The 12,940-nt window shown below is 48.8% G+C and carries 12 protein-coding genes and 1 other RNA gene; 5 read left to right on the top strand and 8 right to left on the bottom strand.

Features of this window, described 5'->3' with window-relative positions; translation table 11 throughout:
* Positions 1–378 precede the first annotated feature (378 nt).
* Positions 379–1,278, top strand: coding sequence for a hypothetical protein (locus EYC62_09195; protein ID TAH32430.1), 900 nt, complete (start codon positions 379–381; stop codon positions 1,276–1,278).
* Positions 1,279–1,282: 4 nt separating this feature from the next.
* On the opposite strand, the gene fumC is transcribed toward EYC62_09195, so the two are convergent.
* Positions 1,283–2,695, bottom strand: coding sequence for a class II fumarate hydratase (gene fumC / locus EYC62_09190; GenBank protein TAH32429.1), 1,413 nt, complete (start codon positions 2,693–2,695; stop codon positions 1,283–1,285).
* 156 nt (positions 2,696–2,851) lie between these two features.
* Here fumC and EYC62_09185 point away from each other — a divergent pair, with 156 nt between their 5' ends.
* Complete coding sequence (locus tag EYC62_09185; protein TAH32428.1) at positions 2,852–3,529, top strand: N-acetyltransferase; 678 nt, start codon at positions 2,852–2,854, stop codon at positions 3,527–3,529.
* Here EYC62_09185 and EYC62_09180 read toward each other — a convergent pair.
* The 5 genes from EYC62_09180 to ssrA form a co-directional block, all read right to left on the bottom strand.
* A complete protein-coding gene (locus EYC62_09180) occupies positions 3,526–4,473 on the bottom strand; it encodes a phenylalanine 4-monooxygenase (protein TAH32427.1) in 948 nt (315 codons plus the stop codon). The two genes, EYC62_09185 and EYC62_09180, sit on opposite strands and share 4 nt — an antisense overlap.
* 68 nt (positions 4,474–4,541) lie before the next feature.
* Positions 4,542–5,450 carry a phenylalanine 4-monooxygenase gene (phhA, locus tag EYC62_09175; GenBank protein TAH32426.1) on the bottom strand — a complete coding sequence of 303 codons (909 nt, stop codon included), beginning with the start codon at positions 5,448–5,450 and terminating at the stop codon, positions 4,542–4,544.
* A 74-nt stretch (positions 5,451–5,524) separates the two neighbouring features.
* Complete coding sequence (locus EYC62_09170) at positions 5,525–6,016, bottom strand: hypothetical protein (GenBank protein TAH32425.1); 492 nt, start codon at positions 6,014–6,016, stop codon at positions 5,525–5,527.
* Positions 6,017–6,209: 193 nt separating this feature from the next.
* Positions 6,210–6,470 (bottom strand): hypothetical protein, encoded by a 261-nt coding sequence (locus EYC62_09165; protein ID TAH32424.1) that lies wholly within the window; start codon positions 6,468–6,470, stop codon positions 6,210–6,212.
* A gap of 159 nt (positions 6,471–6,629) precedes the next feature.
* Positions 6,630–7,093: a transfer-messenger RNA gene (gene ssrA / locus EYC62_09160) on the bottom strand.
* 28 nt (positions 7,094–7,121) lie between these two features.
* Here ssrA and EYC62_09155 point away from each other — a divergent pair.
* Positions 7,122–7,940, top strand: coding sequence for a phosphodiesterase (locus EYC62_09155; protein TAH32423.1), 819 nt, complete (start codon positions 7,122–7,124; stop codon positions 7,938–7,940).
* A gap of 96 nt (positions 7,941–8,036) precedes the next feature.
* Here EYC62_09155 and EYC62_09150 read toward each other — a convergent pair whose 3' ends face one another.
* A complete protein-coding gene (locus tag EYC62_09150) occupies positions 8,037–9,368 on the bottom strand; it encodes a hypothetical protein (GenBank protein TAH32422.1) in 1,332 nt (443 codons plus the stop codon).
* A 74-nt stretch (positions 9,369–9,442) separates the two neighbouring features.
* On the opposite strand from EYC62_09150, the gene EYC62_09145 reads away from it, so the two are divergent.
* Both EYC62_09145 and EYC62_09140 read left to right on the top strand, forming a co-directional pair.
* The gene (locus EYC62_09145) at positions 9,443–10,435 is read left to right on the top strand and encodes an FAD-dependent thymidylate synthase (GenBank protein ID TAH32421.1); all 993 of its coding nucleotides are present in this window, start codon (positions 9,443–9,445) and stop codon (positions 10,433–10,435) included.
* A gap of 348 nt (positions 10,436–10,783) precedes the next feature.
* On the top strand, positions 10,784–11,815 hold the full coding sequence (locus tag EYC62_09140; protein ID TAH32420.1) for a pyridoxal-phosphate dependent enzyme: 1,032 nt from the start codon (positions 10,784–10,786) through the stop codon (positions 11,813–11,815).
* Here EYC62_09140 and EYC62_09135 read toward each other — a convergent pair.
* Positions 11,812–12,771, bottom strand: a complete 960-nt coding sequence (locus tag EYC62_09135; GenBank protein ID TAH32432.1) for an ATP-binding protein — start codon at positions 12,769–12,771, stop codon at positions 11,812–11,814. The two genes, EYC62_09140 and EYC62_09135, sit on opposite strands and share 4 nt — an antisense overlap.
* Positions 12,772–12,940: the final 169 nt, after the last annotated feature.

The following is a 12,940-nucleotide window of genomic DNA, read 5'->3' as shown; positions in this document are numbered from 1 at the left end:
GCCGCTATAGTTGGGTCAAATTCGGTTTTATTCCGTGCGCGGAGTCTTGGACCGATTTATCGTCAAAGGCAAAGCAACTCGTTAAAATAGATTATAGGAATCGTCCAGATATTGTTCAGGACATTTCGAAAATATGTTGTCAGCCAAATCCAGCCGCGATCCGTCGTCTTGCAAGATATAAGGATGGCGATGGTCCAGATGCAACGCCCGTTGGAAAAGCAATTTTGCTGGATTTAGGATTGCCCGCTTGGACTGGCCGATTGGATGTCAATAATGGCCATGAAGTATCCCTCTCCTTGACTTATTGCCGTGGGAAAGCGTTGCGACCATCGGCGTTTCTGTCGTTCGAGTCTCGACAATTGGCAATGGCGCGTTGACATGAATCGGAACCATACAATCAGTGCGGGCGCTGCGGATGGCTATACGGATCAATGGCCTTCGCGCCGACAGACAGAAGCGCATTTAAATCGCCTTCTTATTGAACGGCGTCTTAAACCGCCTGCTTTGCCTGAAGGAAAGCCGTATTATTACGAGGATATTAATCCATTCCCCGCCGCACAAATTGAAAAAACCTTAGCAAGGGTAGAAACATTGCAAGGGAAAATTGTTTACTCCAGTTTGCCGCTTTGCCAGAAAGATAAAAGTCCGGATTCCGCGATCCCGGCGGAGAATCGTTTAAAAGTCCGTGTTGGCGAAAGCGACTTTGATAATTTTCTGGTGACATTTTATCACGACCGTGATGCAGGCGAAAATTATATGTACTTGGAAACGGTCAGGGCCGGTAAAATGGGTGCCGGATCATTGAAGAAAATATTCCCGGATGTTATGCGTTTGGCGCAATTGTTGGGTTGTCCGACCATCCGTCTTTCCGCCAGTCTGCTGGGCAAATATGCGTGGTTGCGATACGGTTTTCTGCCTTATGCCAATCAATGGGGCATAGTGAAAAAAATTGTCCCTGCTGTCGCAGCCGATGTGATGGGGGAATATCCAGCGATCCATGAAGTCCAAGCTATCTGCGCCAAGGACGACCCAAAAGCGATATATGAGATTGCCGATTTGCAAGAAGGAAATTACACAATAGAAACCGCCGAAGGCGTTATGAATTTGCCGTTGGGAAAGGCATTGTTGATGTCTAGCCGAACGCCGGGTTGGAGCGGTGAATTAGACTTACGCAATCGCCGCACTTGCCGATTGGTTAGGGAATATTGCAGCGGCATAAAACCGTCCACTGCAATGAAGTTTTTTGCATCCCGTCAACGCGTCCGTACTGAGCGGTGATGGATTAACCCAGCATCTTTTCCGGTTTTACCCATTCATCGAACTGCTCGCCGGTCAGCAGATTCAATTTAATGCCGGCTTCGCGCAGCGTCATATTTTCATGCAAGGCGGTTTTGGCGATTTTCGCGGCATTGTCGTAACCGATATGCGGGTTCAAGGCCGTGACCAGCATCAATGACCGGTACAGCAATTCGTCGATGCGGTCTTTGTTGGCTTCGATGCCGACCACGCAATTATCGGCGAAACTGTTGCAGGCATCGCCGATCAATTGGATCGATTGCAATAAATTATGGATGATCACTGGCTTGAACACGTTCAATTCAAAATGGCCTTGCGATCCGGCGACGGTAATCGCCACATGGTTGCCCATGACCTGCGCGCAAACCATGGTCATGGCTTCGGATTGGGTTGGATTGACCTTGCCCGGCATGATCGACGATCCTGGTTCGTTTTCCGGCAAGCTGATTTCGCCAAGACCGCAACGCGGACCCGATCCTAACCAACGCACATCGTTGGCGATTTTCATGCAAGAAGCCGCGAGCACGTTTAACGCGCCGGACATTTCGACGCACGCATCATGGCTGGCCAAGGCTTCGAATTTATCGCTGGCCGATGTGAATGGCAGTTTGGTCAATTTCGCGACTTCTTCGGCGAATTTTTCGGCGAAACCTTTGGCGGCGTTCAATCCGGTGCCGACGGCGGTGCCGCCCTGCGCCAGCGGATATAAACGTTTCAAAGCATCTTTCACCCGTTCAATGCCAAGTTCGATTTGTTTGGCATAGGCGCCAAATTCCTGGCCCAGCGTTACCGGCGTCGCGTCCATCAAATGGGTGCGGCCGATTTTGATAATATTGGAAAATTCCTTGGATTTTTTTTGCAGGGTGTTTTGCAAATGCGTCAGGGCAGGGAGCAAATGCCAATGCACCTGGCACACCGCGGCGATATGCATGGCGGTTGGGAACGAATCGTTGCTGGATTGCCCACGATTGACGTGATCGTTAGGATGCACCGGTTTTTTGCCGCCGCGCTCGCCGCCCAAAATTTCATTCGCCCGTCCGGCGATGACTTCGTTCGCATTCATATTGGTTTGCGTGCCGGAACCGGTTTGCCATACGACCAATGGAAATTGATCGGTCAATTTGCCATCGATCACTTCATCGGCGGCCTGAATAATCGCCTGGCCCAATTTTTCATCCAATTGTTTCAGCGCGATGTTGGCAACGGCCGAACAACGTTTTTGTACGCCCAATGCCGTAATCAATGCCGGTGGCATGGTGTGTCCGCCGATTTTAAAATTTTCGATCGACCGCTGTGTCTGCGCGCCCCAATAACATTCGGCGGGAACGGCAACCTCGCCCATGGAATCGGTTTCGATGCGGGATTGTTCGGATTTTTGCAAAGCGGTTTTAAGGGACATAATACGGTTCCATATTTTTGAATAAAACATGGCGTAATATTCGTTTTTTTGAATCCGGCTGTCAATACACAGCCGATTGGCTGAGGTGCGTTTGTTGATGCTTGACTGGCGGGGGCTATATCATGTATCTTTCAAAGAAAAATAGCATGGGTACAGATGCAAGTCTTAATGGCGGAGCAGGCTGATCGGCCTCAAGTAATACAAGTTTATCGTGAAGGCTGGCTGGCAAGCGTGAGCAGCCGTATGCGCGAAATTGCCGGGCCTTTTCTGGAGCAAATTGATTATGCTGCGCGCTGGCCACAAGAATTGCAGACGTCAAATTGGCGAACCTATAAAATTGTTGATGGCGATAAAATAGTCGGCGTTGGCGTTGCCGAGATTCGTGGACACAACACGCCAGATCCATATGGACATTTTAAATATTTTTATATTTTGCCTGGATATAAAGGAAAGGGATCGGCCAAAGCCATGTTGGTCAAGGCTTGCGATTGGCTGATTGAAAATAATATCACACGAATGGATGACGGACTTATTGTTAGCGATCCGAACAAAGCGCAATGGATGGATTTTTGGGTACGGCATGGAGCGGTTTTAAAATCGTGCAATGTTGAAACTACCGCGTATGTGATCAATGGCGAAAAGTTATTGTTGCGATTGATAGGCGTTTGCGTGCCGAACTTGCATGAGTTTCGCGCGCGGTTGCGCGGAGAATTGCCGCAATGTTTTTCGGCCTTGAAAGATATAGAAGCGATAATTTATTCCGATACAGCTTATCGCGGATGGGAGAATTTAGGCGCTATTTTAAGGCAATATGAAGCGGCTGCATCGCGTTAACTTTGCGGTTTTTTCTTTTCCCGTTCGGCGCGGGTTTTGTTTAATGTCGCCATCAAATCTTCGGGATTGACCTTGGTGTCATCTGGCTGGCCTTCGACCGTGCCGCGATGGATCACTTGATCTTTGGGATCGATTTCCGTCCATGGAATGGTCGGGGTTTTTTTCAATTCCGCGTAAATCGGATCGAAATTTTGCATTGTGTCGTTAAACATTTGCAAGAAATTGTCGATTACAAAATAGGTTTTTTGGAATTCGTCGATCCGGTACGTTGTGCGCATCACCCGTTTAATATCGAACCGGATGCGGTGCGGCTTTTCCGATTCCAGCGCGTATATCGATTCGCCCTTGGACGATAAAATGCCGGCGCCGTAAATTTTCGGGCCTAAATGCGTGTTCACCAAACCGAATTCGACCGTATACCAATATAGGCGTTGAATCATATCGAGTTCCGCTTGCCCGGCTTTCATCGCCTTTACCCCACCCTTGCCGAATTCGCACAAATAATCGGCAAATGTCGGATGCACCAGCAATGGAAAATGGCCGAACACATCGTGGAACATATCGGGTTCCGGCAGGTAATCGACTTGTTCCGGGCTTCTGATCCAGGCGGTTGCAGGAAAATGGCGCTGTGCCAATAGGTCAAAAAACATATCGGCCGGGATAAAACATGGCACCACCGCGATCCGCCATCCGGTTTTTTTAAACATAATATCGCTAAGTTCGGCGTAATTCGGAATGCGTTCCGGCGTCAGGCCCAATAAATCGACGCCATCCAAATATTCCTGACAGGCGCGCGATTCGATCAATTTGCGTTGCCGCGAATATAAAAAATTCCACATACCGTGATTTTCGGCGGTATAGGCATCCCAGTCTTGCGATGCGGTGAATTGTTCGGGCAGTTTGACGTGAGTGTGAGTGTAGACCATGAAAGATCCTCCGGCCATAGGCAATAATGGCCATCATAGGATCGATTATATAATAAAACAATTAATTATCGGATAATTGGTATGAACTAGCGCATTCCGCGTGACTGAGCGCGCCATTTTTTTAACATCTTAGCCTGAACCCCGTGATCATCGGTTTTTTTCAATTTTCCATGGCGCAAAATTTGGTCTTCTTTTTTGGTTTCGATCCATGAAATAGGGCGCCCGTCATGAGCCTTTCTTGCCAGCCGCAAGATTTCTCTTTGATCCAGTCCCAATAATTGTTCAAAGGAATCAACTACAAAATAAGTCAATTGAAATTCATCGATACGATAATTGGTTCGCATAACACGAGATGGATCGAAAGCAATGTGATGCGACCTTGGTTTATCCAGCACATACATGGTTTCGCCCTTGCTGGATAAAATACCGGCGCCATATATTTTTGTATCGCCATCTTTTCGGGTTAATCCAAATTCTACCGTATACCAGTACAGGGCTTGTACTTGTTCTAACCAGCCTCGTTTTGTGGCTTCGACGCCCGCTTTGCCAAAAGCTTGCAAATAATCGGCGAACGGCCACATGGTTAAAACAGGCGTATGCGCCCAAACATCATGCACCATATCGGGTTCGGGAATGTAATCCATGTTTTCCCGGTCGCGCAGCCAGGCGGTGACCGGAAAATGCCGTTTGGACAAAAGATAAAAGAAAACATCAGGAGGAATAAAACAACTGACCACCGCCAAATGCCAGCCAGTCGCATTATAAAGCTTTTTATCTAATTTGCGGTAATCGGGAATTTCGTGTGGGGTTAGTCCGAGCGTTTCTAGTCCTTGTTGCCATTCAGCGCAGGCACGGGGACGAACATTACGAGTCTGTGCAGTGATAAGATCGCGCCAAACTTCGCGATCGCTGTCATTGTATGCAAGCCAGTCTTGTGCCCCGACATATTCATTGGGAATATGTACCCGTTTATTGGTATGAACATAAGTGACCATATCGGTGCCCCATTCGTTTATAGGGCAGATTTATAACCGAAAAGTATACAAAGGCAAGATCGTTTTTATAAGGGCTATTTTTTGCGGAATTTATCCAGGGTTACGACATTATCGCTTTTATCGTCGCTGGCTTCCCCTTCGCCGGATGTGGTGGCTTTCTTTTTCTTCGGGGCCGCTTCGCCGCCGGTTTCTTCTTCTTCGAATTCGGGTTCCGGCGTGTGGAACTGCAAACCGAATTTTACCGACGGATCGGCAAAGCCGGTGATCGCCGGGAATGGCACCACCAAATTTTCGCCGACATTATTGAACGATAAAGTGACGCTGAAAAAATCTTCTTCGACGATTAAATCCCAGAATTGATATTGTAAAACAATGGTCATCTCGCTGGGATATTTTTCGCGCAAGTAATCCGGGATTTCGACGCCGGCGTGATCGGTGCGGAAGGTGATATAAAAATGATGCGCGGCTGGAAGACCTTCATCAGATACTTGGGCGAGGGCGGCGCGCACAACGCCACGTAACGCATCTTCCACCAATTTCTCGTAACGGATTCCGTCTTCGGTCATAGAGGGCCTAAAAAATAAGGGATTCCCATAGATCCAGCATAGAACGCCAGACCTTAATACTTGGTTACCATTCCTTGAAACCAAGTGCAATAATTTATTAGAATACCGGCATATTATTTCTTGGCGCCATTTTCGCGGCGCAAAAGACACAGAAGCGTAACGAATGGCGGCTTATTTGCCACCATATAATAACTTAACCGCCGCTGCTTCCGCCACCGCCACCACCGCCGCCGCCACGGGAGCCGCCGCGCCGAATGGGAGAGCTTGCGCCGGATACTTGCCCGGCGCTGCCGGATTTGTTGCGGCCACTTTGAAAGCCGCCTTGAAATTGTACATAAGCCGGTTGTGGCGGAGCCTTTCTTTCTGGCTTCGCGGCTTTCACGTCTTTTCCTGGTTTGGATTCTTTTGTCATCGTATCGATTTCCTTTAGTCCTCTAATAAAGCGGATGATCATTCTATCGCTCCGCCTTCGCCAAGGCTACGGCGGACTGCGCCGGTACTCTTGGCAAGATAAGCGAACAGTGTCTCTGTTGCCCGGTACGTTTTTATATTTGCCGGTCACCGCCTAACCAACCTAGACCGGCTGGATGAACCGGTCAACATGTCGAATAAGCGGGTGATGATTCTGTTGCCCGGTTCATCACCCAAAACCGCGTCGTTAGTCAGCTATTAGGCTGCTAAAGCGACTGGTGCAACGTTGTCGTTGGCACTTAGTAAATGACCCGGTAACGGTGGTATCATGCCGGACAAAAGCGTTATCTTTATCACGCACGTCGATCCTATTTCAGCCCCATAACGGAAAAGACTGCCTAATGAAGACCGTCTTTAATTTCTCACAATCCGTCTCCGCCCTTGCGGGCTTCGACGCGACAGCCTTCGTCCTGTTATACTAACACTGCTTGTGCTGTGGTAGTTGGACTGGCTTGCCGAGCCGTAGCTCGCGTAGCGAGCGAAGGCTGGTGGAGCTGCCGGGTACCGCCCCCGGGTCCGTATCGTCTATTTCATAACGTGTTTATTGTCATAGCCGGTAAACCGGCAGTTATTAATATAATGTAATTTGGTGAAAATTCTACTACTATTGACAGTAATAAAGGCCTTGAAACCCATGTTATTTGCCCAATTGACCGATTTACATATTCCAACCGAAACAAAAGAATCGTTAGATTATCCAAATGGCGTTCGGTTGCGCCAGGCGGTTTCCTTCCTGAATCGTATTCCAACCAGGCCGCAATTTGCATTAATTACCGGCGATATCGCGGATAGTACCGGCACCATGGAAGAATATGAGCGCGCTAAAAGAATCTTAGATGAATTACAAATTCCCTATTTTATTATGCCAGGAAATCACGATAACCGGACTAATTTACGCGCCGTTTTTTCGGGTCACGCTTATCTTGGCACACAACCGCTGATCGATTATAAAATCGAAAATCCGGCAATGGATATTTTTGCCCTAGATACTTTAATAGACGGCCAGCATGCTGGCGCGTTGCGCCCTGAGACCTTAACTTGGCTAGAAGAACAATTGCGATTGTCTGGATCTAAACCGGTATTGATTGCCACGCACCATCCGCCGTTTCTAAGCGGTATCGAAGCGATGGACGAATTTCGCTGTTTGGAAGGGGTAGACCGTTTGGCGGAATTGTTTGCGCGGCATCCCAATATTCTGGGCGTGATTTGCGGCCATGTACACCGCAATGTGCATGGAATGTGGCAAAATCGTCCGGCGCATATTGGTGGTAGTATTGCCCCGGCGGTGGAATTGCGCATGTTACCTAAGCAGCCGATCGGCATTTGGCCGGAGCCGCCATCCATCAACTTGATCAGTCACAAACCGGATCGTGGGTTAGTGTTTCATAACGTGCCCTATGTTGCGGCGGCCCGTTTGTGGGAAGGGTATATTAAGCCGGAACATCAACACTAAGCCTATTTTATAACCGCTTAGCAAAAAAATCCACACTGCTGAAATCGCCCAAACAATGCTTGGCGATAGGCCAATAATGCCTGCTCAGACTTATCTTTAACGATAGTGTTCCATTCGAGTTTTTAAAGCTAGCTGGAGAGAATTGATTTTGCCGGTTCTCTCTGACGAAGCGGATAAAGCCTGTTTTTCCGCGAGTAATCCCGGCATGAGGCGACAAATTTCCTGCTCTACTAAACTGCCGAAAATATCGCAGCAATCCAGAATAAGCCGAGGTTGCGTTTCGGCAGAGGCAAAAATTTTTTCTACCTTTCGTGGTTGAGAGGGCAAAGTTGCTTGATTTGCGGAATCTTTGATGAATCGAAGCGGAGATTTTTTGATATCGAGTACAAGTCCCCAATAATCGTAAAACCCGCGAGTGCGCATTCTTTGTAAAAAATCGTCCATGTTGCGGTCGCGCAGCGTCAATTCTTCTGCCGACAAATCTTCGTTGGCTCCTGGTTTTTGGCTATAGGCCGCATAGGCTTCCGGGGAGGCGTATTGGCTTGTCACTATTTTCAAAAAATTACCAATATCGCGGCTCATATAGCTGAGTTGCGCTTCGGAAAAAGCGGTATCCGGACTTGCGCGATTTTTGTCGCAATGGAAAGCCAGATTGCTGACCGCCGCCATCGGGGCGCATAATAAGTATGTGGAATTAAAATCTTTTAGAATTTCTTTTACTAATGGCAGCGGCGGTTTGCCGGCTGTAAGCGCTGTCAACGCCGCAGAGATCATGATAGGATAAGTTTCCAGCGCGGGAAACCAAGGTGAAAGTTGATCCACATGAACAAGGCGATCTAATTGCGGCAAAAGCTTTTTCAATTTCCCTACCACGTTTTGTACGGAAGGATCATGAGCATAAATCAATTCCGCCAAAGGCGTGGTTTCAACAATGGCATGTTCCCGCATCGTTTTGAGCAGATGAGATTGCCAATTATTATCATCCATAGTTGTGGACTTTAAGGAGCACAGCAATCTTTTTGTTTCTTCTTCACATAGTGTTATTGATTGTTGCAATAACAGATGCAAGGCGGCGGGGGTGCCTGCTGCTTGTACCGTTTGCTGCAATTTTTCCCGGAAGGCTGTTTTTATTGCTTGCGGGTCGGCTAAAGAACCTATGATTGTCGCCGCTTTATCCGTACTTGTGCCGGTGGAAGAAGATTTTGCTATCTCCTCCAATTCCCGCGGAGACAAAGCTTGCCAGTAAGCCTGCCATAATAAAGTGCAATCGACCAATGCGGCTTTGGGGTCAATGTCGATAATTCTTTGAATGGCGGGGATCATGGATATGCTTTCCAATAATGGGTAAGTTGTTGTGACTTTGTATATTATTTCCTTTAAAGATATTGTCAATGTAGGATATTTTGACTTACCCACCAGATCCGTCATTTTGAATATGTTCTATATGGTCAAGCGCGGGGTATTCCGTTAATAAATATAAAGTCTAACAAGGGGAAAATCGCATGACCGTCAGCAAACAGCAAGCAGCCGAAATCGAACAAATCCGCGCCAGCCAGGCGCAAACCCGCCGCGCCACCGTGCCGGCGCTCGAAGAGATTTTATACAATCCGTTGCCGGTTTTGGATCACGGTTTCGTTCGCGTCGTCGATTATATGGGCGACGATTCTGCGATCACACAAGCTGCGCGCGTATCGTATGGCAAGGGCACGAAAAAGGTGCAAGAAGACAAAGGCCTGATTAATTACTTGCTGCGTCATTGGCACACGACGCCATTTGAAATGTGCGAAATCAAATATCATATCAAATTGCCGATTTTCATCGCGCGGCAATGGATCCGTCACCGCACCGCGAACGTGAATGAATATTCCGCGCGTTATTCGATCATGGACCGCGAGTTTTATATTCCAGCAATGGAACAATTGGGCGTGCAATCCAAATCCAACCGCCAGGGCCGCGGCGATGTGTTGCAAGGGGACGAGGCGCAAAAAGTTTTGAAAATCCTGCGCGAAGATTCCGAACGCTGCTATCAACATTACATGGAAATGATGAACTTAAAGGGCGAAGATGGCGGCGAAGAAACCGAACCGCAAATTCTGGATCCGAACAAATCGGGCCTGGCGCGGGAACTCGCGCGGATGAATTTGAATCTGAATTTCTATACGCAATGGTATTGGAAAACCGATTTGCATAATTTAATGCATTTCTGCCGTCTGCGCGCCGATCCGCACGCGCAATATGAAATCCGCGTTTACGCCGAAACATTATTGGAAACCATGAAACGCTGGGTACCGCATACGTTCGAAGCCTATACCCAATACCGCGAAGGCGCGTTGAATATTTCCAAACAGGGCGTTACGGTTTTAAAACGCATGCTGGCCGGCGAAAAAGTCACCGAGGAAACCGCAGGTCTTGGTAAACGCGAATGGAAAGAATTCTGCGAATCGCTGGGCATTAACGATAACGCCACCAGCCTGCCAAAAGCCAAAAGCGCTTAGGTTTTTCAGTAGCGGATCAAGTTTAAAATATTCCTCCCCCTTTGGGGGAGGTTAGGTGGGGGCAAGGTTCCCATCTTTTTGTATTCCACTCATTTTGATATTTGCAATGCTGAGCCTTACCCTCCCCCGACCCCTCCCGAAGGGAGGGGAATGTTTTATTTTTAAATCGATGCAATAGATTCATCGCATCAAATGGACACACTATCGATTTCTCCGCCCAAGCGCGGCATGACAGCCGCACCGCAACGCAATATTTTTGCCGTTCCTGCCGGGCGGTGGTGATTTGCCGCCGCAATTCGGGGATAATGAATATGATTCGTTTACGCGGATTTTATTACCTATCGGCTCATGAAAAAATTATTGTTCAAAAAAGGCAAAGCGGCTTCGCGCCGCCAACCGGAATTGCCGGCAAAATCCGTCGCTGCCAATCGCCGCGCTTTGTCGATTCACGATGTTTTGCTGGCGCGGCAATTGATCGCGCCGTTCGTGCGGCGCACGCCGTTAATCCCGGCGCGCAATTTGCTGTACGATATAAAAGGCGCGCGGAATTTATTTTTGAAATTGGAAAATTTGCAAGTCACCGGCAGTTTCAAGGCGCGGGGTGCATTGACCCGCGTGCTAAGTCTGCCAAAATCGGATTTAAAAAATGGCGTTATCACGGCGTCGGGCGGCAATCACGGCATTGCGGTCGCCTATGCCGCGATGCAGGCTGGAACGCACGCCACGATCTATGTGCCGGAATCGATCAATCCAGCCAAGCGCCATAACATGCATGAATTTGGCGGCGTAACGGTAACGGGCGGCACAATTTTTCACGAGGCCCTGTTGAATGCGCGTGAAGAATCGAAAATTCAAAATATTCCGTTTATCCATACATTCGGCGATCGTGGCGTTATCGCGGGGCAGGGGACCGTGGCCCTCGAAATTCTCGAAGATTTGCCGGATGTCGATGTGCTGGTGGTCGCAATTGGTGGCGGCGGTTTGATCGGCGGGATGGGATTGGCCGCGCACGGCATCAATAAAAAAATTCGGATTATCGGCGTTGAACCCACCGGCGCGCCCACATTATATCAATCCTTGCGCCAGGACAAATTGGTGAAATTGTCGTCGGTCAACACGCGCGCCGGCACATTATCGATGAGCCAGACCACGCGCACCAATTTTGAAATTGTCCGCAAACATGTGGAAAAAATCGTATTGGTCAGCGACGAAGAAATGAAACAGGCGGCCGAATGGTTGTGGTTTGAAATGGGCATCGCAGCGGAACTCGCTGGAGCGGCGGCCATCGCCGCCTTGCAAACCGGCAAGGTCAAAGTCCGCGCCCATGAAAAAGTCTGCGCGCTAGTTTGCGGATCCGGGTTGGATGGGGTTGGCTCCTAAGCCGATTCTAAAACGGACTGCAAAACAGATTGGGCGATGGCATCGAAAGGTGTGGCCAGGGGTCGACCGGCGTCACTATTTTCCCGAATTTTAATATCCAGCGGAATCTCCCCCAAAAATTCAACCCCTAGTTTTTCGGCCTCCGCGCGCGCGCCGCCATGGGCAAAAATATGCGTGTGTTCATGGCAATGTGGGCATTCAAAATAACTCATATTTTCGATGATGCCTAAAATCGGCACGTTTACTTTTTGAAACATCGCGACGGCCTTGCGCGCATCGATCAGGGCGATGTCTTGCGGCGTCGATACGATAATCGCGCCGGCCAGCGGCGCGCGTTGCGCCAATGTCAATTGCGCATCGCCGGTGCCGGGCGGCATATCGACGATTAGAATATCCAGATCGCCCCAATCCACTTCGCCCAGCATTTGCGTAACCGCGCCCATTACCATTGGCCCACGCCAAATGTTGGCAGAATTTTCCGGCACCAAAAAACCCATCGACATTAATTTGACATTATGCGCGACCGGCGGAATCATTTTTTTATCCGGCGAAATCTCCGGACGGCGATTGATGCCCATCATGCGCGGAATCGATGGACCGTAAATATCGCAATCGAGCAAACCGACTTTTTGTCCCGATTGGGCCAGGGCGACGGACAAATTAACGGCGGTCGTCGATTTGCCAACGCCGCCTTTGCCGGATGCTATCGCAATTATTTTTTTAACATTGCGAATGCCCCAGGGAATTTCTTGTTTCGGCGATGCCGGTTCGGCACGGTGCGCGGTCATGATAATTTGCAATTGGTGCGGCGGAATGTGCGGCCCCAGAATTAAGCGGATTTTCTTTTCCACTTTTTGGCGATGGGACAATTGCTCGCCGTTTATTTCCAGGAACAGTATGATTTTGCCACCGCTTGTGGATAAATCCTGCACATCCAACACCCGCGCCAAGGACATGTCGGCGCTGTCCAGCAAATATTGGATATCCGCCACGTTCCAAGGTGTGGAGCGGCGTTGCCTGAATCGCAGTCTATCGAAAAAATTAAATTTGCCAGCCAGACGCATGATGTTTAAACTGTCATTTCCTTTGTCTCTATCTAGCATTTTTTCTTATTAATCCAAAGTC

This window comes from Alphaproteobacteria bacterium (assembly GCA_004295055.1).
Taxonomy (GTDB): domain Bacteria; phylum Pseudomonadota; class Alphaproteobacteria; order SHNJ01; family SHNJ01; genus SHNJ01.
This window is presented reverse-complemented; position numbering and strand designations above follow the sequence as displayed.